Origin of the sequence: Rahnella sp. ATs2, assembly GCF_051851855.1 — a bacterium.
GTDB lineage: Bacteria > Pseudomonadota > Gammaproteobacteria > Enterobacterales > Enterobacteriaceae > Rahnella > Rahnella variigena.
The window spans coordinates 215,248-240,690 of record NZ_JBLYPL010000010.1; the positions used below are offsets into that span (position 1 = coordinate 215,248).

General features: G+C 51.9%; 26 protein-coding genes. 11 read left to right on the forward strand and 15 right to left on the reverse strand.

Features of this window, described 5'->3' with window-relative positions:
- Positions 1-332: 332 nt before the first annotated feature.
- From ACJY2G_RS13285 to ACJY2G_RS13305, 5 genes are all read right to left on the reverse strand, one after another.
- Complete coding sequence (locus tag ACJY2G_RS13285; protein WP_112287625.1) at positions 333-1,130, reverse strand: amino acid ABC transporter ATP-binding protein; 798 nt, start codon at positions 1,128-1,130, stop codon at positions 333-335.
- Positions 1,127-2,110 carry an amino acid ABC transporter permease gene (locus tag ACJY2G_RS13290; protein WP_430318947.1) on the reverse strand — a complete coding sequence of 328 codons (984 nt, stop codon included), beginning with the start codon at positions 2,108-2,110 and terminating at the stop codon, positions 1,127-1,129. Before ACJY2G_RS13290 ends, ACJY2G_RS13285 begins: the two co-directional genes overlap by 4 nt.
- On the reverse strand, positions 2,107-3,015 hold the full coding sequence (locus ACJY2G_RS13295; RefSeq protein WP_430318946.1) for an ABC transporter substrate-binding protein: 909 nt from the start codon (positions 3,013-3,015) through the stop codon (positions 2,107-2,109). Before ACJY2G_RS13295 ends, ACJY2G_RS13290 begins: the two co-directional genes overlap by 4 nt.
- Positions 3,016-3,237: 222 nt before the next feature.
- Entirely contained in the window at positions 3,238-4,032 is a 795-nt protein-coding gene (locus tag ACJY2G_RS13300) for a deaminated glutathione amidase (RefSeq protein ID WP_120160326.1), read from the reverse strand.
- Positions 4,033-4,069: 37 nt separating this feature from the next.
- Complete coding sequence (locus tag ACJY2G_RS13305) at positions 4,070-5,032, reverse strand: nitrate ABC transporter substrate-binding protein (RefSeq protein WP_430318945.1); 963 nt, start codon at positions 5,030-5,032, stop codon at positions 4,070-4,072.
- Between the two features lie 210 nt (positions 5,033-5,242).
- Here ACJY2G_RS13305 and ACJY2G_RS13310 point away from each other — a divergent pair, with 210 nt between their 5' ends.
- Positions 5,243-6,589, forward strand: a complete 1,347-nt coding sequence (locus tag ACJY2G_RS13310) for an aminotransferase class I/II-fold pyridoxal phosphate-dependent enzyme (protein WP_430318944.1) — start codon at positions 5,243-5,245, stop codon at positions 6,587-6,589.
- Between the two features lie 4 nt (positions 6,590-6,593).
- On the opposite strand, the gene ACJY2G_RS13315 is transcribed toward ACJY2G_RS13310, so the two are convergent.
- Positions 6,594-7,016, reverse strand: a complete 423-nt coding sequence (locus tag ACJY2G_RS13315; protein WP_112287620.1) for a GNAT family N-acetyltransferase — start codon at positions 7,014-7,016, stop codon at positions 6,594-6,596.
- A gap of 114 nt (positions 7,017-7,130) precedes the next feature.
- Here ACJY2G_RS13315 and crcB point away from each other — a divergent pair, with 114 nt between their 5' ends.
- The 3 genes from crcB (at position 7,131) to ACJY2G_RS13330 (ending at position 9,838) form a co-directional block, all read left to right on the forward strand.
- Positions 7,131-7,514 carry a fluoride efflux transporter CrcB gene (gene crcB / locus ACJY2G_RS13320; RefSeq protein ID WP_112287619.1) on the forward strand — a complete coding sequence of 128 codons (384 nt, stop codon included), beginning with the start codon at positions 7,131-7,133 and terminating at the stop codon, positions 7,512-7,514.
- Positions 7,515-7,984: 470 nt separating this feature from the next.
- A complete protein-coding gene (locus ACJY2G_RS13325) occupies positions 7,985-8,641 on the forward strand; it encodes a TetR family transcriptional regulator (protein ID WP_120160320.1) in 657 nt (218 codons plus the stop codon).
- 9 nt (positions 8,642-8,650) lie between these two features.
- Positions 8,651-9,838: a multidrug effflux MFS transporter gene (locus tag ACJY2G_RS13330; protein ID WP_430318943.1), complete on the forward strand. Its 1,188-nt coding sequence runs from the start codon at positions 8,651-8,653 to the stop codon at positions 9,836-9,838.
- A gap of 64 nt (positions 9,839-9,902) precedes the next feature.
- Here the strand turns inward: ACJY2G_RS13330 and cspE are convergent, their stop codons facing one another.
- From cspE to ACJY2G_RS13350, 4 genes are all read right to left on the reverse strand, one after another.
- Entirely contained in the window at positions 9,903-10,112 is a 210-nt protein-coding gene (gene cspE, locus ACJY2G_RS13335) for a transcription antiterminator/RNA stability regulator CspE (protein ID WP_009636912.1), read from the reverse strand.
- 177 nt (positions 10,113-10,289) lie between these two features.
- Positions 10,290-11,033 (reverse strand): DUF2076 domain-containing protein, encoded by a 744-nt coding sequence (locus ACJY2G_RS13340; RefSeq protein WP_120160317.1) that lies wholly within the window; start codon positions 11,031-11,033, stop codon positions 10,290-10,292.
- A gap of 215 nt (positions 11,034-11,248) precedes the next feature.
- The gene (locus ACJY2G_RS13345) at positions 11,249-12,379 is read right to left on the reverse strand and encodes an ABC transporter substrate-binding protein (protein WP_430318942.1); all 1,131 of its coding nucleotides are present in this window, start codon (positions 12,377-12,379) and stop codon (positions 11,249-11,251) included.
- Between the two features lie 203 nt (positions 12,380-12,582).
- Entirely contained in the window at positions 12,583-14,673 is a 2,091-nt protein-coding gene (locus ACJY2G_RS13350; protein ID WP_430318941.1) for a prolyl oligopeptidase family serine peptidase, read from the reverse strand.
- Positions 14,674-14,984: 311 nt separating this feature from the next.
- Here ACJY2G_RS13350 and ACJY2G_RS13355 point away from each other — a divergent pair, with 311 nt between their 5' ends.
- Positions 14,985-15,230 carry a hypothetical protein gene (locus ACJY2G_RS13355; protein WP_112287613.1) on the forward strand — a complete coding sequence of 82 codons (246 nt, stop codon included), beginning with the start codon at positions 14,985-14,987 and terminating at the stop codon, positions 15,228-15,230.
- A gap of 39 nt (positions 15,231-15,269) precedes the next feature.
- Here ACJY2G_RS13355 and ACJY2G_RS13360 read toward each other — a convergent pair whose 3' ends face one another.
- The 5 genes from ACJY2G_RS13360 to ACJY2G_RS13380 form a co-directional block, all read right to left on the reverse strand.
- On the reverse strand, positions 15,270-15,788 hold the full coding sequence (locus ACJY2G_RS13360; RefSeq protein ID WP_129638359.1) for a cupin domain-containing protein: 519 nt from the start codon (positions 15,786-15,788) through the stop codon (positions 15,270-15,272).
- Positions 15,789-15,812: 24 nt separating this feature from the next.
- A complete protein-coding gene (locus ACJY2G_RS13365; RefSeq protein WP_112287611.1) occupies positions 15,813-16,166 on the reverse strand; it encodes a hypothetical protein in 354 nt (117 codons plus the stop codon).
- A gap of 68 nt (positions 16,167-16,234) precedes the next feature.
- Positions 16,235-17,230, reverse strand: coding sequence for a diguanylate cyclase (locus ACJY2G_RS13370; protein ID WP_259275047.1), 996 nt, complete (start codon positions 17,228-17,230; stop codon positions 16,235-16,237).
- A gap of 304 nt (positions 17,231-17,534) precedes the next feature.
- Positions 17,535-17,930: a (R)-mandelonitrile lyase gene (locus ACJY2G_RS13375; RefSeq protein ID WP_113876250.1), complete on the reverse strand. Its 396-nt coding sequence runs from the start codon at positions 17,928-17,930 to the stop codon at positions 17,535-17,537.
- A gap of 208 nt (positions 17,931-18,138) precedes the next feature.
- Positions 18,139-18,606 carry a winged helix-turn-helix transcriptional regulator gene (locus ACJY2G_RS13380; protein WP_243701048.1) on the reverse strand — a complete coding sequence of 156 codons (468 nt, stop codon included), beginning with the start codon at positions 18,604-18,606 and terminating at the stop codon, positions 18,139-18,141.
- A gap of 556 nt (positions 18,607-19,162) precedes the next feature.
- Here ACJY2G_RS13380 and ACJY2G_RS13385 point away from each other — a divergent pair.
- The 6 genes from ACJY2G_RS13385 to ACJY2G_RS13410 all read left to right on the forward strand — a co-directional run bounded on the left by ACJY2G_RS13385 (position 19,163) and on the right by ACJY2G_RS13410 (position 25,439).
- On the forward strand, positions 19,163-19,690 hold the full coding sequence (locus tag ACJY2G_RS13385) for a fimbrial protein (protein WP_113876075.1): 528 nt from the start codon (positions 19,163-19,165) through the stop codon (positions 19,688-19,690).
- Positions 19,691-19,779: 89 nt separating this feature from the next.
- Entirely contained in the window at positions 19,780-20,457 is a 678-nt protein-coding gene (locus ACJY2G_RS13390) for a fimbrial biogenesis chaperone (RefSeq protein ID WP_113876076.1), read from the forward strand.
- 101 nt (positions 20,458-20,558) lie between these two features.
- Complete coding sequence (locus ACJY2G_RS13395) at positions 20,559-23,141, forward strand: fimbria/pilus outer membrane usher protein (protein WP_430318939.1); 2,583 nt, start codon at positions 20,559-20,561, stop codon at positions 23,139-23,141.
- Positions 23,142-23,158: 17 nt separating this feature from the next.
- Positions 23,159-24,166: a fimbrial protein gene (locus ACJY2G_RS13400; RefSeq protein WP_439291811.1), complete on the forward strand. Its 1,008-nt coding sequence runs from the start codon at positions 23,159-23,161 to the stop codon at positions 24,164-24,166.
- Between the two features lie 95 nt (positions 24,167-24,261).
- Positions 24,262-24,708 carry a fimbrial protein gene (locus ACJY2G_RS13405; RefSeq protein ID WP_430318937.1) on the forward strand — a complete coding sequence of 149 codons (447 nt, stop codon included), beginning with the start codon at positions 24,262-24,264 and terminating at the stop codon, positions 24,706-24,708.
- A gap of 23 nt (positions 24,709-24,731) precedes the next feature.
- A complete protein-coding gene (locus ACJY2G_RS13410; protein WP_232829824.1) occupies positions 24,732-25,439 on the forward strand; it encodes a helix-turn-helix domain-containing protein in 708 nt (235 codons plus the stop codon).
- The last annotated feature ends 4 nt before the right edge of the window (positions 25,440-25,443 follow it).

A 25,443-nucleotide genomic window follows, 5' to 3' on the forward strand; every position in this document is an offset into this window, starting at 1 on the left:
ACCTTCTTTACACTGAGTGCTGGAAAACAGCAGTGACAATTTGTCGTTATTAACGGCCATTCGCGACGTTAATACAACCCGAAAATGTAACAGAACGGATCCAGAACTGTGCGCATTATGACCATAGTGAGCTATTATGAGCGTGAATAGCCTGCTCATAAAGTAATTCTGTCTTTATTTACAGCAAAACCACTTCGACTTTGATTTCGACCCGTTTTACACGCCCGATTAGCCCGCCCGACCATGTGGTGTTTGAGGCGAAGAAAAACGGGCGGAACCGGGTTGAAATAGCAGAGTAAAACTATCGCTTTCCCGTGTTCTGCCCGCCGTTATCAGATGAAGCGGCTCAGGAATGCTTGCGTGCGAGGATGCTGGGGATTCACCAGCACCTCATCTGCCGCGCCCTGCTCAACCACCACCCCGCGATCCATAAACACCACTCGGTCCGCTGCTTCTTTCGCAAAACCGATTTCATGGGTGACCACAATCATGGTCAGCCCCTGCTGCGCCAGATCGCGCATAGTCGCAAGCACCTCGCCCACCAGTTCAGGGTCAAGCGCTGAAGTCGGTTCATCAAACAACATCAGTTTAGGTTTCACTGCCAGCGCACGGGCAATCGCGACGCGCTGTTGTTGTCCGCCGGAAAGATGGCGCGGATACGCATCGGCCTTATCGCTCAGCCCGACCTTTTGCAGCAACTCACGTGCATATTTCTCTGCGTCCTGACGGCTTTCTTTATGCACGCCAACCGGGGCTTCAATAATGTTTTGCAGCACGGTCATGTGCGGATAAAGATTGAATTGCTGAAACACCATGCCGATATCCCGGCGCTGACGCGCAATCGCCCGTTCAGGCAATTTATGCAAACGATCGCCGCGCAGCTCATAACCGATTTGCTCACCGCCCACCATAATAGAGCCGCGATCGATATCTTCCAGATGATTAATACAGCGCAGGAATGTCGATTTACCTGAGCCTGACGGCCCGAGTATCACCACCACTTCGCTGGGTTTCACATCCAGATCAATGCCTTTCAGCACTTCATTATCGCCGTAACTTTTATGCACGTTACGGGCTGTCACCAGCGATGCCGGTTCGGATGACTGTGCGTCGGATAATAGTTGACTCATAAGTCCTCCTTTCGGGCCAGACCCGGCGAGTTAATGATCGGCGCGGTTTTTTCTTCCGCATTACCCTGACGTCGCTTCGCATTAGGCAACGTCCGGCGCGTACCCCGGGAATAATAGCGTTCTATCGCCGACTGACCGAGATTGAGCAATGACGTGATAAACAGATACCAGATCACGGCCACCATCAGCATCGGTACCACTTCAAAGGTGCGGTTATAGATGGTTTGCACCGAATACAGCAAATCACCCATGGCGATAACACTGACCAGCGACGTCGCTTTAATCATGCTGATCAGCTGATTACCGGTCGGAGGGATAATCGAACGCATCGCCTGCGGAATGATGATCCGGCGCAACGCTCGACCACGGCTCATGCCGAACGCCTGCGCAGTTTCCGCCTGACCGTTATCCACCGATAACAAACCGGCGCGGATGATTTCCGCCATATACGCCGCTTCGTTCAGCGCCAGACCGGCAATCGCTGCCGTCAGCGGCGTGATCAGATCATTGGTATTCCAGCTCAAATATTGCGGACCAAACGGGATACCAATCACCACCCGAGGGAACAGCGTCGACATGTTGTACCAGAACAGCAATTGCACCAGCAGCGGCGTACCGCGGAAGAACCAGATGTACAACCCTGCCAATCTTCGCAGCAGCATGCTGTCGGACAATCGGGCAATCGCCAGCATCAGGCCGATGAAAACACCGAGCACCATTGAGACCACGGTAAGGCCGAGCGTGACGCCCAGGCCTTTGATGACTGTACCTTCCGTAAACCACTGCGCCACCACATGCCATTCGAAATTGGGATTGTGAGAGACAGCCCAGAGAACATCCGCGGCAATCAGCACCACCACTATCCAGGCAATCCAGCGACCGTAATTCCGCGGTGCATGGGAAAACTCAACGTTACGTCGTGGATCCTGCGTATAGTCGTCCTTGACTGCCGGCTTTGAACTATACGGTTTATCAGTCATTTAGCCTGCGCCTTTGCCAGGTTGATGCCCGGTGCCGGGATCATATTGCCTTCCAGCCCCCATTTTTTCATGATGATGGCGTAAGTGCCGTTATCGAACAATTTCTGATAACCGGCAAGGATCGCATCACGCACTGGAGAATCTTTGGCCACCACAGTGCCCTGGAAGATATCGCCAAATCCGTTGGATTTACCGGTGCCGGTCAGCTCAAGCTGGCCGTTGGCTTTTTCCACGAAATAGGTCAGCGGTGCCTGAGAAGAGAAGAACGCGTCGGAACGGTTTGAGCGCACAGCCAGAATTGACGTCGGCTGATCGCTGAAAGATTGCACAGTGACTGCCGGTTTACCGTCTTTCACACACACATCCGATTGCTTGCGGATAACCTGTTCAGCGGACCCGCCCGCCATGACAGCGATGCGTTTACCGCAGGTATCATCAAGAGAAGTGATCTTTTCCGGATTACCTTTGCGTACGCCGAACACCACGTATTCTTTCACAAAATCAATGAAATCATTTTTCGCCTGACGATCCGGATAGTCACCAATCGGGCCGATGCCCATCTGGTAACGACCTGCCGCCATACCGCTGAGGATGCCAGATAAACCGCTCACGGAAGCATGTTCAATTTTCACACCTAACACTTCGGCCAGCGCGTGTGCCAGATCGGCGCTTGCACCGTCCAGACCGTTTGCGCCGGTGACGATTTCATACGGAGGGAATGACCCGTTGTTCACCGACGTCATCACGCCTGACTTTTGAATATCCGCAGGTAATTTAGCGTGGATCGCCGGATCCATCGTCTGCGTCGGGATGGTCACATTTTCAGCAGCCCGGGCATTCATGGAAGATACGGAAAGTAATGCAGCAGTCAGAACAGCAGCCTGACGTAATTTTTTTGCCATCATTCTCTTATTTCCTCTGTCGAAAAAGTCGGTCTGTGAGTTTATGAATGTTGTGTATTTATAGTGAGTGCCTTCCGTGGCGGGATTCCGGATGCTTCTTTTCGAAGCTTTTACTATGGCTATTAAAAACAGCTTTAGCCTTTTATTTATAAAACAAACGCATTCCCTGGTGAGGGCGCGGTACTGCATGAAATCAGTGGCCGCCGTTGAGGACCGGCAGCGAAATCAGTCCTGACGCAATTGCGGTAAACCAAAGCGGCGATTTGCCAGCACCGGTAACACCTTGCGGGCATGTGCCAGACGATCTTTGTCCAGTTCGGCAAACACCAGCGCCGGGGCTTCTGCTGCGCGGGCAATGGCCACACCCAGCGGATCGACCACCATACTGTTGCCGATATTACGCTCGCCACACTCGCCCACTGCTACCATATAAGTGGTGTTTTCCAGTGCGCGCGCCGTGACCAGCACTTCCCAATGCATTTCTTTCAGCGGGCCTTTCACCCACGCGGCAGGCAGAACCAGCACGTCTGCGCCATCCAGCACCAGACGCCGCGCCAGTTCCGGGAAACGCACGTCATAACAGGTCATCAGGCCGACGTTAAAACCGGCGACATTGACCAGCGGCGGCACTTCATCGCCAGCCGTAACGTTTTTCGATTCCTGTGAAGAAAAGGCATCATAAAGATGCAGCTTCTGGTATTCAGAGATAATTTCGCCATTACGGATGGAAATCAGCACGTTATACGCACGACCGTCCGGTGCCGGCGTGTGCACGCTCATCATGGTGGTCATCTGATTGCCACGGCTGGCGGCGACCAGCTGGCTGACAAACGGGCCATCCAGAGGCTGAGCCGCTTTCAAAACCAGATCCGGATCGGTGATGTCGCGCGCCAGAATGCCTTCCGGCAATACCAGTAAATCCGCGCCCGCTTCCAGCGATTTCGCCATCAGCGAAAGACAAGTTTCGACGTTCGCTTCCCATTCGCGGGAAACGGCAAACTGACCTAATGCAACTTTCATCTTTACTCCCCTGTCGCCTGAGAGTTCAGGCAAGTGGTTAGATAGTATTGGCAAATTGCGGGAACAACTCCTGCGGCGTCAGGCGCTTAGCCGTCAGCCCCTGAGCATGTAATTCATGAGCAAAATCGTCGATCATTTTCTCGTTGGCCGCGTAACCGTTTGCATTCCAGTTCGCAGGTAAATCGATGACCGTACGACGTAAATCGTCCAGCAACCACGGTGTGGTATCGGCATATTTAGCACGCTTATCCATCCAGACCTGATAAGAACGGTCGATAATTTCGCTCAGTGCCTGCGGTAACCACGGGTGTTCTTCGGCCAGTGCGGGTTTGATCGCCAGCAGGTGAATGCCAGGGATGTAACCGACGCGATTAAAATAGGCCAGTTCGGCGGCACGGAAATCCGGCTGGAACTGACGAAAACCGGAGTCAGGCTTGAAGAAACCGTCAGGCATGAAGGGCGTGAAAATCGCGTCCAGCCAGCCTTCCTGCAACAACTCCATCATCGGGCGTTCTTCCGGCACCACTTCAATACGGCCTTCACGACCAAAACCGGCCAGACGATCCACAACCGGATGCGCTTCGGTCAGACGACCGACATACCAGTTCGCATCTTCAATGCCCACGCCTTCCAGCGCCAGCAACGTGCGGGTCCAGGTATTGCCGGAATCCTGCCAGCCGGTCAGTCCGATACGTTTACCTGCCAGCTGAGAAAGTTCGGTCAGCGGGCTGTCTTCGCGGGTGATAATGCAACGCTGGCGGAAACCGCGCATCAGGAAATGCGGTATCGCCAGCAAATCGGATTCGCCCCGCGCACGCCCTTGTGCGTAGCGGCTGAAAGAGACTTCACCCGCATCGTATTTATCGCTGCTGCCCAGATTATCGACCAGCGTACCCACGCGATCGATTTCAAGATTAAAGCCTTCCGGTTTGAGGTCGCCCAACGCCAGCGGCGTAAAATAATCCCAGTCACGAACTGCCAGCCTGATGGTAATCGTCACATCTGTCCCCTTAAGTGTCAGCATGGTTGATATGCAGAAAAACAACTGTGCGTTTACAAACCTTCCGGCAAACACACCAAATTCTTTTACGAAGGAGACCATCTTCATCGTAATGTGATTATTTTATCGCCTCCTCTGGCTAAGTTTGATACTAATGGCATAAATTAATATGTACAATAGATTCTTTGTTACTGAACAAAATGCGAGAAAATGGCAGAAAACCCCCTCGAAAAAACGCTGGATGCACAATGGTTAGCGACGCAATTACAGGATCGATCCATGCGGGGCATTGCAATTGAAACCGCGGCGATGATCCGCTCCGGCGTGATTGAAATCGGAACGCACCTGCCCGCCGTCCGCGAACTGGCACAGGCGCTGGGAGTCAGTCCGGCCACGGTATCCGCCGCCTGGGGGCAACTCCGCAGACAAAAAGTGATCGCCGGTCGCGGGCGTAACGGCGTCTGGGTGTGCGGGGACATGCTGTCGCCGAGACCGGCGCGGTTCGAGAAAATCGGCAATTTTGGCGAACATATCATTGCGGATCTGGCGCTGTCTTCGCCGGATCCTGAGCTGCTGCCAAACCTGCTCGAAGCCATGCAACATGGCGTTGGCGCTGATAATCTCAACAGTTATCAGCGTGAGGCCATCGCGCCGTCTTTGCTTGAAGCGGCTAAACACGACTGGCCTTATGACGCGCCGGCGTTTATGTCTGCGGATGGGGGTTTTGACGGGATGAACCTGACGCTGCAAACCTTGCTGATGCAGGGTTCCGTGGTGGCTATCGAAGATCCGACCGCTACCCGTTTGCTGGATATGCTGGACAATCTGGGCGCGCAGGTCATTGCAGTGAAATGTGATGAGTTCGGCCCGTTGCCGGAATCCCTGGCTCAGGCGCTGCTGAAAAATCCTTCCGCGTTTATTTATCAGCCCCGTACGCACTCACATTGCGGTCACGCCATCAATGCGGAGCGTTATGCTGCGCTGGCGGAAATTCTCAGCCAGAGCAATACGCTGATCATTGAAGATGACGGCATCGGACAATTGTCCTGTCATCCGCCGCTCAGTATGGGCAGTCGCCTGTCTGACCGGACGGTGCATGTCCGCTCTTATTCCAAAGCTTACGGGCCGGATTTGCGGCTGGCTGTTATTTCAGGATCGAAAGATTTAATCAAACAAATCAAATCATTCCGTAACTTTGGTGCCGGCTGGTCGAGCCGTATTTTACAGGAAGCACTGGCCTGGCTGATTAAAGATCCGAAAACGCAGGAAGGTATTTCGCACGCCAAAAGTGTGTATGCACAGCGCCGTAAAGCCATGTCCGATGCCTTACGCATACGCGGGATTAACATTCCCGAACGCGACGGGCTGGCGATGTGGATCCCGGTGCCATCGGAGCAGTTCGCACTGGTGACCATGGCTGCGCGGGGGATTGCCGTTCTTCCCGGCGAGCGCAGCCGCATCGGGCCGGGGCAGTTTATCCGTATCAGTACCAGTCAGATGAAACCGGAACAGGTTGATTTAATTGCCGATGCTTTGGTTCTGGCAATGGGTGCCTGATGACTTACCGTTTTTTTAGCAAATATTTCGGCGACTCTTCGTACTGCGCCCGCGCATAGAACTGGTGGGCGCGCACGCGGCGGGTATGGCTGTGAACTTCCATACGGTCACAGCCGCGCTCCGCCGCCAGCCGTTCTGCTTCATCCAGCAATTTCTGGCCGATACCGCCGCCACGACACTGGTCACTGACGCATAAATAGCTGATACGGCAGAATTCTCCGGCCAGGGCGATTTGCGGGATATAGTGCAACGAGATAAAACCCACCGCTTTGCCGTCTGCCTCAGCGACCAGCAGACAACTGTCCGGGTTCGTCGCCATTTTTACCACACGTTCTGCTATGGCTTCCGGCGTGTTGGGATAATCCAAATCGCCCAGCAATTGCGCCAGAATCTGCGCGTCTGAAACAACACCTTCTCTGATTAGCATGGCATTTTCCTGGTTACATACTGTTTCTGTATCGTGGCTACACAAGCCTCAGGACGCGAGGTAAACTTAGCGCCCGGCCCTTTCTGAATTCATCTGCTTTTTTAAGGCATTACTATGTTTAGCACCTTACTTGCAGTTTTTATTGGCGGTGGTATTGGCAGCGTGGTTCGCTGGTATGTCAGCCTCAAAATGAACGGGATGAGCCCGGTTCTGCCCGTGGGTACACTGACGGTGAATCTGGTCGGCGCTTTTATTATTGGTCTGTGTATCGCCCTTTTCACCCGTCTGACCCATATTGATCCGGTGTGGAAACTGCTGATCACCACCGGTTTTTGCGGCGGTTTAACCACCTTCTCCACCTTCTCACTGGAAGTCGTGTACATGTTACAGGATGGCCGTTTTGGTGCCGCCCTGCTTAATATGGCGCTCAATCTTGCCGGTTCCCTGGCCATGACGTTACTGGCCTTCATGCTGGTCAGCTGGTTCAGCGCGCACTGATACTATCTTCCGGCGATGCTTTTTTTATGACAAAAGGCATCGCTGCCCTAAATTTGTGACACAGGTTCTTATCCTTCCGACGTTTCTTAATGTTTCCTTCATCTTCTGTACCGATAATAGCGTCAGTTCACTCTGGTCTATTTTCGAGGTATGGCATGTTTTCTGTTCCAAAAACGTCTTCTGAGCTTCTGGTTGTTGCTCTCTGTATTCTGACTGTTGTCGCTTTTTTACAGGCATACTTTGCCTGAATAACAATGCCTTGCCCGTAGTGTTATCACTTCTCCCTTTTCCGTAAGCGGCGCATTCCTCTGGGTTGCGCCGTTTGCATTTCAGCGTCGTGCGTAATGGCGCTGAAACTAAACGTCACTTTTCATTCCATTCATAATACAAATATTTACCTGTTCCTCCTTATTGCCTATACTTGAGAATGATCGTTCACAGTCACTGTCCGCAAAATTCTCAGGTAAATCATGCTTCACCCACAACAATGCAGTAAAGACGCGCGCATCAGCGCACGGCGCGACCAGATTATTGCCGCAGCACGCCTGTGTTTTCGCAAACACGGCTTTCACGGTGCCGGCATGGCTGAAATCGCTAAAACTTCACTGCTCAGCGTGGGACAGATTTACCGCTATTTCGCGAATAAAGACGCCATCATCGAAGAGATTGTGCGCCGCATCGTGATGAAAAAAATCAGTCTGATGACCGGCAATGCCCACAATCTGCAGCAGGTGGCACACAATCTGGCCTACCGCCGGATTGGCAATCTCAGCGCGCCTTATAAAGAAGAACTGTGCGTGGTTCAGCAAGAACAGGCAGAAATTGACCACGCATTAATGCTGGAAGTGGCCGCAGAAGCCACACGCAATCCTGTCGTGGAAAAAATCTGGCGCGACTCTGAAAAACAATTGTTCAACGAAGCAAAGTCTCTTCTCAGTGCCACTTTCCCGCAATTTTCAGAAGCTGAAATGACGGCCAAAGTGGAAACTTTAGCAGTGATTTGTGAAGGCACCGCATTTCGTCGACTGACGACAATTCACGCCGACGCGGAGCTTCTGGAAGCCATCTACCATCGCTACTTCCAGAGCCTCTTCGAAACGGATTTAATCACCAGCAAACCGGAATAAACCTTTACCATGAGCGCTCATCTGCAAGAAAAACGCCTCGGTTATGCCCTGGTGCTAGGCTCCCTCGCCGCACTGGGTCCCTTATGCACCGATTTATACCTTCCCGCTCTGCCAGAAATGGCAGGCGATCTGAATACCACAACCGCCAGCGCGCAACTTAGTCTGACCGCCGGTTTACTCGGCCTCGGTTTCGGCCAGTTACTGTTTGGCCCGCTGAGTGACCGCTATGGCCGTATGCGACCTTTATTATGGTCACTGGCTTTATTGCTGGCCGCGTCAGTTTGGTGCGCCGTGGCGCAGGATATCAGTCAGCTGATTGTCGCCCGTCTTTTACAAGGGATCGCCGGTGCCGGAGGTGCCGTGTTGTCACGCGCAGTCGCGAGGGATTTATATAACGGACATGAGCTGACACGTTTTTTTGCGTTGCTGATGCTGGTCAACGGGCTGGCACCGATTATCGCGCCGGTACTTGGCGGCGCCTTACTGAACTGGGTGAACTGGCGGGGAATATTCGGCGTACTGGCGTTCATTGCCATCTTACTGTTCAGCTTCTCATCGCTGAAACTGCATGAAACCTTAGCCCCCGAACGCCGTTCGCAGGGCGGCATTTTCAGCATGTTAGGCTCGGTATTTGGACTGCTGAAACACCGTCCGTTTATGGGTTTGTGCCTGACACAGGGCTTTATCATGGCAGGAATGTTTGCGTATATCGGCGCATCACCGTTTGTGCTGCAACAGATTTACCATCTCAGCCCGCAGATGTTCAGCCTGTGCTTTGCAATAAACGGCATCGGACTGGTAATTTCTGCCCAGGTGTCTACCCGCCTGAGCCGTCGTTTTGGTGAACTGGCTCTGGTGAAAGCCGGTTTAGGTATCGCCTCTGTGGCATCCGTTGCACTGGTCATCGCTGCAAGCCTTAACGCGCCGCTGGTGATGCTGCTGATCCCGCTGTTCTTCTCAGTGATGGTGATAGGAATTATCGGCCCGAATGCCGGATCACTGGCGATGCAAAGTCAGGGGAAAAACGCAGGCAGCGCTTCTGCACTGCTCGGGGTTTGTATGTTTGCGCTTGGCGCACTGGCGGTGCCGGTGACCGGCTTTGGCAGCCAGCCCGCGCTGTCGATGGGGCTGACCATTCTTGGCTGCTACGCGATTGCTATCCTGATGTTCGTGATTCTGGTCCGCAAACCGGCGTAAACATTTCACGAATGACAGGCAAAAAAAAACCCGCTTCGGCGGGTTTTTTAGAATTCGGCTAAAGTCAGATAGCGATAACGTTAGCAGCCGACGGGCCTTTGGCACCATTGGTGATTTCGAACTCTACGCGCTGGCCTTCAGCAAGGGTCTTGAAACCGTTGCTGGAAATAGCAGAGAAATGAACGAAAACATCTTTGCTGCCATCTTCAGGGGTAATGAAACCAAAACCTTTAGATTCATTGAACCACTTAACGCTACCTTTAATCTTAGACATCAAACTTACCTTTACGTGAATGTTGGACACAAAATGTGTGTCAAATACAGTACAGCAACAGATTTCACTTTTGTCCAGAATTCTGATGGTAATAAGCGATAAAGCTCTCACTCCTGGCTTTCTGTTGCTTTGTTCTGCTGTCAAAAAGGCCTTTAATCGCCTTATGACATCAACCGGTTAGAAGAATGAGTCGTCATCATTGTTGAAATCGTCAGTGTCGAAATCATCATTTCCAAAACCCAAATCCGAATTATCATTGCGCAGCGAGGCATCTTCCCAGGAAGGCTGACCGCTATCAAAACTCTGATTATTGTCGAGGAAACTGCTGTCAGCCGGATTGAGATCCTGCACTGGCGGCTCTTCGATAATATTGACGATTTCCTGCGGCTGGCTGTGATGGAACATGCCGGTCAGCATATCCGCCAGCACCACACCGCCCGCGACACCGGCGGCTGTGCGCAGTGCGCTGCCTAAAAAGCCCGGCTGCTGAGGTGCGGCCTGAGCCGGAGCCTGCTGCTGCGGCTGTGCAGCATATTGTTGTTGCTGAGGCTGACTGCCCCACCCTTGCGTACCGGGAATAGGCTGGCTGCCCTGCGACGCCTGGCGCTGTGGCGCAGCCTGGGAGGAGCCGCCGCCAAACAAACCAGCCAGAAAACCGCTGCTTTGCGGTTTTGCGGTTTGCGCCTGCTGTTGCAGCTGTTCATTCTGCTGTTGCAGTTCCTGCACCTGCGCATTGAGCTTGGTCAGCGCCGCTTCCTGAATAATCATCGCCTGCGCCATGTAATACGGGGCAGACGGTTGCTGACGAATATGGGCCTGAATCACACGCTCAGCTTCCGCATCACGCGGTGCTGTATTGGACTCAGCCTGTTGTAAGCGACTAAAAAGCCCGTCAATTAAACGCTGTTCTTCAGATTGCATAAATTCACCTTGTTGATGTTTCGCACGACGCCTTATACGGTATTCACCGGCGTGATAACTCTACAGTAATACAGTTACATTTTTGTATGAATTAACGGAGTGTCAACAAATGTGACGGAGGTAAAGTTGGTGCAGAAAACATGCGGAGGGATTGAAAATCCGCCTGCGGGACCACAGGCGGAATCATCAGACCTGAGAAGGACAGATGTCAGTCGTTACTTTTTCGGCGTCCAGCCCAGAATGAAATCCTGATCCGGCAGGTTAGTGAAGTTACGCACGATGTCGTGATACGTCTTCGCCGGATCCAAATCTTTGAACTGTTGCGGATAGATAAATTTCGCCAGATATTCCATGCCGACAATGTTGTAAGGATGGTTGTAGAACTGGTGATAAACGCCATACACATGGTTGGCGCTAACCGCCGGGATCTGCGCAACGCCGGTACGGGAGAGCAACACTTTGGCTTGTTTATCCACATCAGCTTCATTCGCGCCATAACCGAATGGCAGAATGTGCGTCACGGAACCGGAAGCCGGACGCGCAGAACCGGTCATGATGTAAACGTCCGGTTTCATGCTGATGACTTGTTCCAGAGAAACCGTGCCTGATGCGCCCGGCAGCAGTTTAGAACCAATATTATTGGCATCAACGGCCTGGATCAGTTTGCCCCAGCCTGCATTCCCATGGGTAAAGCAGCAGGAATCGTCACGCCCGGCAATCGGCTCAATGAACACATTTGGCCTGGTTTTAATCGCAGCGACGGCCTTCTGAATAGCCTGGAAGTGCTCATTATAAAACGCGGTATAGGCGCGGGCATTGTCTTCCTGATTCATCACTTTACCCAGCAGCTCAATGCTCGGCGCGGTATTTTTGGCCGGATCCAGTTCGTAATCCACGAACAGCACCGGAATATGCAGCGCAGCCAGTTTTTCCAGCACACCAGCCTGCGCCAGCGAGTCTTTGGCACGCGTCTGGGCAATCATCAGATCCGGTTTTTTGGCGATCACCGTTTCCAGATCCACCTGCCCCTTATCGCTGAATCCCATATCGAGGATTTTCGCTGAGTCAGGCCATTTGCTTTTCAGCATGTCCCAGGTGCCGCTGTCCGTTTTCTTCAGCAGGTTATTCCACGCCACCACATGCTGGAACGGATTGGCTTTGTCCAGAACGGCCAGCGCCAGCAGATCACGCCCGTCCTGCAAAATCACACGCTGCGGCGCTTTATCAATAGTGACCTTTTGCCCGGCCATATCGGTCACGGTCAGCGGATAGGTGGTAGCAAAAACGGAGAATGAGGCAGCCATCAGACCTGTAACAGACAGCACGCGAGCGGTGTTCTTTAACATGCGATTACCCGAAGATGAGAATGAATAAGAAATGATTTTGATAATTGTTATCAAGTAAGGCTGAAATAATAAACAAGGAAGGATTGGCGGGGCAATGTTTTTAGGGAGAATATTGGCGGTTAAAACATGTCGAAATATTAACGGGATACCGTAATGGCATCCCGTTTGGCTTAAGTCACCGAATCACTGCATCGGCTTTCTTTCTATGCTTTACGTCCAATGAAGTGCAACAGAAACTCACTCACCATCACGCGCTTAAACGCAGATTGCGCCTTGTCTGCCGCTGCGCTATGCCCCCCGTCGGTATTCTCATAAAAATACACATCCGGGATGCCCATTGCCTGCATTTTGGCGGTCATTTTACGTGCATGGTCAGGTCCGACGCGATCATCGCTGGTGGCAGTGGTTATCAGCACCGGCGGATATTTTTTCGTTGCATCAAGATTATGATACGGCGAAAACTCGCGGATAAACGCCCACTCTTCCGGCTTCTGCGGGTCGCCATATTCGGCAATCCACGAAGCGCCTGCCGAAATTTGCGTATAACGGTACATATCCAGCAGCGCAACTTCACAAACAATCGCCCCGAATAACTCCGGATAACGCGTCAGCATATTGCCGACCAGCAAACCACCGTTGCTGCCACCCTGCGCCGCAAGATGCGCCGGAGAGGTGATGTTGCTGGCGATGAGCGCTTTGGCGACCGAAGCGAAATCCTCATACGCGCGCAGACGTTTTTCTTTCAGTGCCGCTTTATGCCATTCCGGCCCGTATTCACCGCCGCCACGGATATTGGCGACCACAAAGACGCCGCCGCGATCCAGCCACGACACGCCGCTGACGCCGAGATAATACGGATCCAGCGAGACTTCAAAGCCGCCGTAACCATAAAGGAGCGTCGGATTTTGCCCGTTGTACACCACGTCTTTGCGACAGATAACAAAATACGGCACGCGTGTGCCGTCATCAGATTGCGCGAAATGCTGGCTGACCTGATAACGCGATGCATCAAAATGCGACGGATCCTGTTTCAGTAGTTCAGCCTCCACCTCCACGCCGTTATCCAGATTACCGAGTGATAAACTCGCCGGTTGCAGGAACCCGCTGACCGTCACGAAATATTCGTTGGTGTCGTCATCCACGCCCCAGGCATGAATTTTACTCAGCTCCGGCACCTTGCCGAACGGTTCACGCCGCCATTCACCGTTTTCCGGCGTCAGCACTTCGAGGCGGTTGACCACATCGTGCGTGATACTGAGGATGATGTGATCGCTGGTGAAGGAATAACCGTTTAGCTGGTCGCGGGTTGCCGTCACACCGCTGAGGGAGGAATGCGCCCCCGGCATAAACAGCGGTTTCAGCGCGCGCTCACCTGCCAGAAACGCCTCAAAGTTTACGGTCAGCAGCGAGCCGGAAGGCCAGGTTTCACCATTAATCTGCCATTCGCTGGAAGGCTGGATCAGCAGCCAGTCGCGCCAGGTACTGAATTTGGCATCCGTTGGCAGGTCAATCCGGGTCAGCTCTTTTTGCCCATTGAGCACAAAGGCCTCGCGGTGATAAAAGTCGATAACGCGCACCACAAAATCGCGTTCAAACCCTTTAAAACTGTCGTGATAACCGGCCGCCAGCATGTCTTTCTTATCGGCGCTGAATACCGTTTTGGCTTCTGAGAGCGGTGTGCCGCGCTGCCAGATTTTTACAATGCGCGGATAACCGGAATCGGTCAGCGAGCCTTCGCCAAAGTCGGTGGCGACAAACAGATGGTCGTGATCAATCCAGCCGGTACGGCTTTTGGCGACCGGCAGGAAAAATCCGTCAGAGACAAATTCCAGCGTCCGCAAATCAAACTCACGTACTTCAGAAGCATCGCCGCCATCCGGTGACAGAAAAATCAGCGCACGGTTAAAATCGGGCTTCAGCGCGAACACACCGTGATACACCCAGTCTTTGCCTTCGGCTTTGCCCAGCGCATCGATGTCCAGCACGGTTTCCCACTTCGGCTGCGGTTTACGAAACTCGTCGAGCGTGGTTCTGCGCAGTAATCCTTTGGGATTCTGTGCATCCTGCCAGAAGTTGTACCAGTCATTGCCGCACTTTGAGACGACCGGGATCTGCTCCGGAGAGTTCAGCCCTAGCAGCACTTTCTCGCGCAGAGGCGTAAATTCACTGCCTTGAGTGAAAGCCGCCAGTGTGATGGCATTTTGTTCGTGCGCCCATTCGAGCGCTTTTTCGTTACGCAATCCTTCCAGCCAGATGAAATCATCCTCCGGCACAGATAATGAATCAGTTGTCATGATGTTCAGCCCTGAAAATCAGAAAGGATTCAGAAATACCTGTTTTATCGTTGTCATTTCAAGTCTTTTTGCTTTCGTTTTTCATTTCCAGGGTTCGTTCCGAATAAATGCATTTTGTCCTAATTAATCCATTATGCGATCTGTGAAAGTTCTTCCTGCCTCTTTTGTGAGTCAGTTCAAGCATTGAACCTATCGGAACGCCTATAAAGAAATCATTACTTTGTGATGACAAAACATGACGGACTTATGAGTTAAAAAAGAGGCAGAAAGACTCACGAGAAATCAGACAGAAACACGAAAGGAGTGAGAATATGGAATGGAAAATCATAGATATCCTGAGTATCCCTCAGACGGGACTGAAGTATATCTGCATTCAGGCGTTCAGAAATCTGAAGCTGATCCTGTCTGTGGATAACGATTTTACCCTGAAAGCCGGTGATACCTTAGAGATCACGCCGGAAGGTTATTCCCTGAATCATCATCAGGCGCAAAGTCTGAAGATCCACAAGATGATGCCTTATTGTCAGCAACGCTGGCAGTCGCTTTCCATCCAGTAATTATTGAGAAATTAATGGAAAGAACAGAAAGACCGGTTTCTACACCGGTTTTTTTATTTGCTGTCTTCTTACATCGGAAAGACCATCATGCCCGCCAAATTCCTGCTGCGGAACCTCCTGCCAGCGGTCTTTGCGCGTCGCCTCATATTCCTGATTGAGCGGATAATAAATCCGGTTTTCCGGTTTATTGGCTTCACCCACGACCAGCAACCGCACTTCCTCATCCGTGTTATTGATGAAGGTATGGCAAATCCCCGTACCGTGCGGAAACGCCACTGCGTCACCTGCGTTCAGCCGGTGCAATGTGCCGTTGATCCAGGCATCAGGATGCCCTTCCAGCACATACACGAATTCGTCTTCTGCACTTTCCGCGTGGGCATAACAGGTGCGGCGGCCAGGCAACAGGCGTTCATGATGAATGCCAATACGCGTCAGTCCGAGCGTTTTGCCGAGCGGCGCGCCAATCGACATCAGCTCGTCATCGCCAGGATAATTGCCGTCGTCAGCGCCTTCGAGCTCAGTCCAGTGACGGATAAAATCAGGTCTTTCCTTGCTCATAAAACCTCCGAGTCAGTTTTAAACTCAGTAAAGTGAAGGAGACTTCTGCTGTATTGAATAAGAACTTTGGGTCTGAACCGTTTCTTTTGGCAAGCAGGCGAAGCGGATATGCATCGTTTCGCCGTCGTCACTTTCGCCCAGCGTCTGGAATTTGCCGCTGCAGAATTCGAAGATCTTCTTGTAAGTATCCGCGCGACGCTGGCGTTCAAGTATCGAAAACACTGACGTGGTATAGCTCGCCTCGCCCTGTGCAAATGATGCATCGTAATTCGCAGGCCGGTAAGTTTCAGCGCCAACGGGTTTATCTATTGATGAGCATCCTGCCAGAACACCCGTCACTGCAACTGCTGCCACCATCATTATTTTAATATTTTTCATTTTTCATCCGGGAAAATATTTGTTCATTCGTGTATGTCGTTATGTCGCTAATAGTGTATTCAGTATAGTCAGGCGACGGCTTCTGCCCTGCCCGCGCTGCCAATACTGTTTTTACCATTACGTTTTACATTCATCAGCGCACGTTCCGCTGTCGCCAGCCACTGATGATAATCCTCATGATGTTTCGATGTCGCCACACCAATACTCAATGAACACTGAAACCCTTCATCCTGCGATAAACGAATTTCAGACGTTTTCAGTAATAACCGGTAACCGACGGCATAAGCTTCTTCCTCCGAAACGCCCGGCAGAATAACCACAAATTCATCGCCACCCAGAATAGCTGGAAAATCATTCAGCCCCGTTTCCTGACGCAAAATAGCGGAAACCGATCGCAACACATAATCGCCCGCTTCGCGCCCGAACAGATCATTCACCATTTTCAGATCGTCCACGCCCAGCACCATCAGACAGGCCAGGTCATGTTTAGAACGTTCAAATTCCAGCATCAGTCGCCGGTCAAGTAACCTTCTGTTGGGCAAACCGAGAAATGGATCCATCAGCGCCGATTTCTCCAGCTCATGCTGTTTATCACGCAGCTTTCTTGAGATGGAATAATTGGCTGCGCTGAACGCAATAATGTAAATCGTCGAAAGAGGCAATGTCAGCCATAACGTCCGGTCAGTGACGGTGGTATAGAACGTCATCCCGGTGAATGGCCAGCAAACAATAAATCCGATGCAGTAAAACAGCGCAGCGCGGCGCAGTAACTGCCAGCCTCCGGCAGAGAACCGGTCAGCAATGAGAATTGAGGTGATCACCGCCGAGGGCAGCAAACAAACCCCCATCTGCGCCACCCACGCGCCACCGGCAATCGCATCAAACGCCAGATTTCGAAATTCAGCCTGATTGGGGTGTTTAGACCGCTGGGAAATCATCATCGCGACATGTGGCCAGACAAAGGCATTCAGCGTCAGCAAAGAGACCGCAATCCAGGAAGCCCCCCGTTCCAGAAGAACGGAAAGGATCGGGAAAAAGCACAGAAACGTGCCCAGCATGCGCATAAAGTACATTCGGCGTAAGAAGCGATCTGAACGCTCGCGAACAAGGCTTTCACCAGGAGAATAATATGGCATACCTGAAGCGACTCTTAAGTTGATATCTATTTATAGTAGTCGAGTTGCTTATGAGAGAGCTACAGAAAGCATGGGTTTCAATAGCCCGAACAGCGGGGTTTTTAGGCGTAAATCGGAGGGATTGATCGTTAATGCGCGAATTTAGGTTAAACAACGAAATCCTGACCAGCAATACCGGACAGGATTTGAGTGAACGCAGCCAAAAAACTGCGTCCTGAGGCAGGGTGGAAAATTATTTTGAGTACTGAGCGTCAGTCACTTTTTCCATCCACTCAACCGGGCTGCCGTTCAGAGATTCGGCAATCGCGATGTGGGTCATGGCATTTTCAGGAGTAGCACCGTGCCAGTGTTTTACGCCTTCCGGGATCCACACGATATCGCCGACGTTCATCTCACGGATCTCACCGCCTTCTTCCTGCAACCAGCCGCGCCCCTGCGTGATAATCAGCGTCTGACCCAGCGGATGCGTATGCCATGCGGTACGCGCACCCGGCTCGAAAGTCACTGTTGCACCGCCGACGCGGGCGGATTCTGTGCCGCTGAAAGGCGAATCGATACGCACCTTACCGGTGAAATAATTCTCCGGCCCTTTTTGTGAAGGCACAGAACCGCTTTTGGTGATTTTCATTTTATCAGTCATTTCATTCTCCGCTTCGGCACAGACTGTCGCTGGCCGTTTGATTGTCAGGTAACAATATCGCCCTTAGCGGGCAGCCACCAGAGGGCTAATCAGAATGGCGTTATGAATTTTATTCATGAATGACTTACGTTAAACCTCACAGGGAGGACTTTGCTTCTTTAGCAAAAAATAAACGCGAAATAATCAGAGCAAGCACTTAATAACGTGAAGGAATACGGTTAATCGTTTTTAAAATGCCTTTCTCCATAGCGATATAACCCCCTGTTTTCAGTTGCGCGAGAATTTTCATGATGGTACTTCGCGAAAGAAAGGTACGGTTCATCACATAGGACACAACGGTGATATTATTCCTGACCTCCTCCGGTTCATACATCAGCTCATACAGCTGATAACAAATAATTTCATACGAGGACAGCGCAGAAATCTTGGCGCAGTGATCATAAACCCGTGTGGCGGTATAAATTAATAACTGCGCCAGACTGCGCCATAAATTGTTTGCCGAAACAATCTGATTCGCCAGATCGACAGGCAGTGAACTGACCTGCGAATGTTCATGGATGCGGATAAAAAGATAATCCGGATCAGTATATTGGGTACTTATTCCAAATACATAGGGCGCGGATTCAGAATTTAATACCATGCCATCGATTTTACGGTGCAGCATCACGTTGCCGCTGTGTAATAAGAAGCAATTCTTTTGTTTATCAGCGGAATAACTCAGTGAGTCCCTGATATTCGTTTCGAGAATGTGTGAGTCCGGAGAAAGATGTTCGATTAACGTTTCAATTTCTTTCAGAGGCTTTTTGTCTCTGATACTGCAATTATCTGTAAAAAAAGGCTTTATATCTCGTTGCACGTGATTCCCTCCACGAATCTCCAGTACTACCAGGACTTTTCTTGCGCAGGGATTATGCGAAAACCCGTTAAATTATAAAGTTATTTATGGGTGTAAAATTACACTCATAAATATCTTGTATAGATCCTCACACTTCAATCAAAATCGCCGCCAGCAACCGCAGTCATAAGTATTTCCGCATCGGTTTATACCTTAGCGTTTTAGTAAGTTATTTAACTTTCAGCGGAGATTGCTTATGGATGCCGGCACTGCAAAAAAACATAACACATCATGGACACTTTGAATTTCAAAGTGATGGGATTTATTTACCCTAAATCCAGAACTTTATTTTCTTAGTCAGATTCATTCATTTAAAGGAATTATTATGAAAAAGAATTTAATCAGTCTCGCTGTTATTACTACCGCTATTTTTTGGGGTACTTCAGCGATGGCGGCAGGCGGTCAGGTGAACTTTACGGGTGAAATTATCGATGCCGGTTGCGACATCGTGAATACCCCAAGCTCTCCGCTGAATGTCGTCATGGGTCAGGTGGCAAAAAGTGAATTTACCGGGGCCGGTTCTACCGCTGCACCGACCAAATTCACCCTGGTGCTGACCAACTGCCCGGCAACTGTCTCTACGGCAAAGATTAAATTTGACGGTTCCAGTGTGAATGGCGATACCAGCCTGCTCGCACTGACTCAGCAAGCAGGCGTAGCGCAAAACGTGGCGATTCAACTGACCGATGACACCAATACTCTGGTGCCACTGTTCACTGAAACCAAAGCGTATCCGCTGACCAGCACCCAGGACAACAATCTGGATTTCATAGCACGTTACATCGCTACGTCCGACACTGTTAATCCGGGCCCTGCTAACTCCGTCGCGAATTTCTCTGTGATTTACAACTGATCCTTCGTCGCCCTTCACCGGGCGACTGAGTTTTACTTCTGGCCGGCAGACACTGCCGGCCAGTATTTCTACGTTATCGGAAATGCATTATGAAAATATTCCCATGCACATTACTGGCCGTGACGCTGGTATGCGCCACATCCGCACAGGCCGGGGTTGTCGTCGGCGGCACGCGTCTGATCTATGACGGTGGCAAGAAGGAGTCTTCACTGAGCGTCAGTAATCCGGACAAAAAACCTTACCTGATCCAGACCTGGGTAGAGGCCGCCGGAACGGGCGCTGAGAAAGCTCCTTTTATGGTCACACCGCCGCTGTTCCGCCTCAACAGCGGACAACAGAACGTGCTTCGCGTTGTTCAGGCCGGTGGCAATCTGCCGTCTGACAAAGAATCCCTGTATTGGATGAATATCAAATCCATTCCTGCGGCGGAAAGTAATGATCATCAAAACACATTACAGATTGCGGTGAAAACCCGCATCAAGCTGATTTACAGGCCAAAAGGCGTGACGGGTGTACCGGAATCCGTGACCGAAAAGCTTCACTGGCAGCGCAACGGGAATACCTTGCAGGTGAGCAATCCGACGCCGTTTTACATGAACTTTATGCAGGTGAAAGTGGGCGGAAAAGACGTGAAGGATGTGACGTTCGTCGCCCCCGGTGGCGCTGCCAGTTTCGCCCTGCCCGCTGGCGCGAATGCAGGTAGCGTCAGCTGGAAAATCATCAGTGATTACGGCGGTATCGGGGATGAGCATACCGCTGCCCTGTAATTCACTTTTGCAAAACCCGTCAGCACAAAACACCTGCGCCCAAACATAAATATGAAGCCAGAAGGCGGCGTTCTCAGCCCTTCCGGCAGGGGAATACACGGATGAATCGCCACAAACAACAGGGAAAGTCCCCATTTTTTCAGCCTTTGAACAGCCTCGCCTGTCTGATCGCCAGCCAGCTGGCCCTTTACGCAGGGACCTCTTTTGCCGTTCAGGCAGGTGAGACCTTTAACCCGGCATTGCTTGAGATTGAAAGCCCGGGTCAGGGCAGCACCGACCTGTCGGTATTTGAAACAAACTCAGGTCAGTTGCCCGGTACCTATCGCGTTGATATTTATCTCAACAATGAATTGCAGGATACCCGGGACGTGGAGTTCCATACGCAGAAAATGGCCGACGGCTCCACGGTTCTGGCGCCCTGCCTGACCCTCGCACAACTGGAAGACATGGGCATCAAAACGCCGCTGTTTCCTGAGCTGGGCAACGCGCAGACGCCCTGCGTCAATCTGGATGCCATCCCGCAGGGGAAAGCCGAATTTCGCTTCAGTGCGCAGCAACTGTTACTCAGCGTGCCGCAGGCGGCGATAACGCAGAAAGCCCGGGGAAATGTACCTGAAACTCAGTGGGATAACGGCATCACTGCCGCGTTGCTCAACTACAACCTGAGCGGCGCGGACAATTCTGCCCGCAGTCACACCGGCACTAACAGCAGTACGCAATACGCGAATTTGCGTCCCGGTCTGAATATCGGCCCGTGGCGGCTGCGTAATTACACCACCTGGGAGCATGACGGCAGCGGCAAAGATAAATGGGATACCGTTTATACCTACGCCACGCGCAGCCTTATTTCGCTGAAAAGTCAGATGACGATCGGGGACAGTTCTTCGCCCGGTGACATCTTTGACAGCGTGCCGTTTCGCGGCGTGCAGCTGGCATCCGACGATGACATGCTGCCGGAAAGTATGAAGGGATATGCGCCGGTAGTGCGGGGGATTGCGCGCACCAATGCGCAGGTCATCGTGCGCCAGAACGGCTACGTCATCTACCAAAGTTACGTTTCCCCCGGGGCATTTGAAATCGCGGATATGTTCCCGACCGGTGGCTCCGGCGATTTATACGTGACCATCAAAGAAGCCGATGGCAGCGAGCAGTTGCTGGTGGTGCCCTTCGCCTCATTGCCGGTGTTACAACGAGAGGGCCGCCTGAAATACAGTCTGACCGGCGGACAATATCGCGCGTATGACAACAATGTTGACGCGACACCTTTCGGCCAGGGGACGGCTATTTATGGTCTGCCTCATGGTCTGACGGCCTACGGCGGCAGCCAGTTCTCCAGTCACTATCAGTCGGTGACGCTGGGCATGGGCAAGAATCTGGGCGACTTCGGCGCCTTTTCCTCTGATCTGACGCACGCGTGGTCAGCGATGGAAAATCAGCCCCATGTCAGCGGTCAGTCCCTGCGGGTGCGCTACAGCAAAAACATCCTACAGACCGGCACTAACTTCGCGATTGCAGGTTACCGATACTCCACTGACGGTTATTACAACCTGCAGGAAGTGATGGATACCTGGCGGGATCAGAATGCTGAACTGCCTGCCGGACGACGCCGTAACCGCAGCGAAATGACCATGAGTCAAAACCTGTGGCAGGGTGCCGGGTCGTTTTCCCTGAGCTGGATTAGCGAGAATTACTGGAACAGCGGGCGTTCAATGCGCTCAGTCGGGGTAGGCTACAACAACAGCTGGCGCGGGATCAGTTACGGGCTCAATTACAGCTATAACGAAAATGCCAGCAGCAACAGTCACGATGGCACCGACGGAAAACGTGTTTACGACCGGGATCAAATCATCGGTTTCAACATCAGCGTGCCGTTAAGTTTATTCGATGCCCCGGTGTATGCCACTTACAGCTACAACACCAGCAAACAAGGAAATACCACGCATACTGTCGGGCTCAACGGTTCAGCGCTTGCTGCCAATAACCTTAACTGGAATGTGCAGGAAGGCTATGGCAGTCAGGGCACGGGAAACAGCGGCAATATGAACGCCGATTACCGGGGTACCTACGGCGAAATGACTGCGGGTTATGCCTATGACCAGAACAGTCGCCGCCTGAACTATGGCGTTCAGGGCGGCATTTTGGCTCATGAAAACGGCATCACGCTCGGTCAGCCGATGGGCGAAACCCTTGCGCTGGTTCAGGCTTCCGGTGCCAGCGGTGTCAGCATCAGCAATCAGCCTGGCGTAAAAACCGACTGGCGCGGTTATGCCATCGTTCCCTACAGCAGTCCGTACCGTAAGAATCTGGTGCAACTGGATACTGAAACATTGCCTGACGATGTTGAACTGCCACAGACCACGCAGACGGTGATCCCGACCCGCGGCGCGGTCGTGCGTGCCCGTTTTGCGGCAAGCGTGGGCCTGCGCATGATGATGACATTGCAGCGCCAGAATGGCTCCCCGGTACCTTTCGGTGCCACGGTCAGTGATACGGCGCAGAAAACCGCGCAGGGCTTTATTGTCGGCGACGCCGGACAGGTCTATCTGACCGGCATGGCAGAAAGCGGTTCGCTGCTGGCGAAATGGGGAAACACCCCGGCAGAACAGTGTGCCGTGCATTACAGCCTGGCAAAACCATCGACAGACTCAACAGGCGTTCAGGTGCTGAACGCGCAATGCAGGTAAGGGAAAGGATACCGATGATGAAAATAATCAAAAAAATAGTGATGCTGGCCGGTTTACTCGCCGGACTGAGTTTTCTTTCACCCGCTGCGCTGGCAGCCAATACCGGTTGCACCAGCTCGCCAGATATTCCGGGTGTCGCAACGCTCGGTAGTATCGCGGTGGATGCCAGTTTACCCGTTGGATCGACCATTCCAGGCACGGAGAAAGTGTTCGCTTTTGCCGGTAACTGCGCGGCAATCAGCGGCGTCCCTCAGGGCGCGGTGATCATCACCTGTTATTACGGTAGCGGGACAGAAATCAGCGGTATGCCCGGCGTTTATAATACCGGCGTCAGCGGCATTGGCATTACGCTGGTCAATTCCGCCGGACAACGTGTCGTGGGGGCGGGCACGAGCTGTGATACCCGCAACACGCCGCTGGGATATATTTCCAATACGCCCGGAAAAACATTTTCTGTCAGCATGACTCTGGCGCTGGTTAAAACGTCTGCCACCATCGGCACCGGCTCGCTTAACCAGTCGCAGACTAAATTCGGTATCGGCATGTATAACACCGGCTGGGGTCTGGGCAGTTCGACCGACAGCTCCGTTTCTTACGCGGGGAATATTATCTATCGAAGCGTTTCCTGCTCAACGGGAAGTACTGTCCCCGTTCCGCTGGGCGATATTCCGGTGAATGCCTTTACCGGCCCGGGTTCTACTGCAGGCGACAGAAACTTCCTCATTCCGGTGACCTGCGATAATCCGGTCAATATCACAATGAGCATGAGTTCCCCTGCCTATGCGTCTAAACCAGACGGCGTGATGGCTATCACCAGCGGCACCAACAATGCGACAGGCATTGGCGTACAAATGCTTTTCAATAATATGCCGGTGACGTTTGATAATTATTTTCAGGCTGGCGCTGTTTCAAACTCAGGTGGCACGCTGAACGCGGCATTTACTGCCCGCTATTATCAGGTCTCAGATGCGGTGATCCCGGGACAAGCCAATGCCTCCGCCACTGTCACACTGGCGTATCAATAATGAAAATGAACCTGCAAAGATTTAAAATCTTATTCGCATCCGGCTGTGCATTACCCGTAATTCTGTTTTCAAATCAGGTAAGGGCTACCGATCTCGTGAATATCAACGTCACGGGGAATATCGTTGCCGCGCCCTGCTCCGTCGATACCGGTTCGGTCAGCCGGACGGTAAACTTCGGGCAATTAATCGGAACAGATTTACGTACTGCGGGTGCCGCTTCGGACTGGAAGCCCTTTCAGGTCAGACTGAACAATTGTCCCGCGACCACCGTGAGTGCAACCGCCACCTTTAGCGGCGCAGTGTATCCGGGCGATCCTGCGCTCTTTCTTAACAGCGGCTCTGCCGCCAATGTGGCGATTCAGGTGGTGGATGACGCCACAAAATCCAGCGTAAAAGGCAGCGGCAGTACAATGACGGTCGGTATTGATCCGGTTCAGCACAACGCCATTTTCGCCCTGGCCGGACGGGTTATCGCCCCCGCGGGCAATGCCGGTACCGGGGATATTAACAGCGTGATGCTCATGACGTTTACTTATCAGTAACGGTTAAATCCACTGGCGCCGTGGTGCCCGACCTGCAGAGAATTGTGCTAAATTTAAAAGAATTCTCTGTCACCCTGGCACTTGCAATGAAAGACCCTACGACGCTGAAAAGTGAACACGATACAAGCCTACTCTATGCAACGGCTGCACTGTTTGAGAAACTCAGCCCGTATCTGGAATTCAATATAGTTCCTGCGCAGACGCGCTTTGATTTATTCAAAAACGGTACGTCATATTGTTATTTCGTCCGCAATGGCTGGTTCAGCATTCATCACAGTGCCGATCCTGTTTTACTTGGCACATTACAGTTACCGGGCATTATCGGTATAGGCGGTGCGATACCGGAATCAGCGGGTTTATATATTGAATCGAAGGTAGAATCAGAAGTGGCGATGACTACCGTTCCAGAAATGCACGCGTTAATTAATGAGCTTGATTTATGGGAGATGTTATCCAAACATATTTTCAGAATGACCGGCAGTATATTCACCAAAGGTGTATTGCTCACCGGTAATTCATCTTATGAAATCATTCGTTTTCATCTGATAGAACTGATGAATGAACCTGAGGAAATTCGTAATATTACCGTCGCCGTAACCTATGTTCAGCAAAAGACACGTCTTTCCCGCAGTACTATCATGAAAATGCTCGCCCAGTTAAAACAAGGTGGCTATGTCACCCTGGAAAACGGCATTCTCAAAAAAGTACATAAACTGCCTCTGAAATACTGAACAG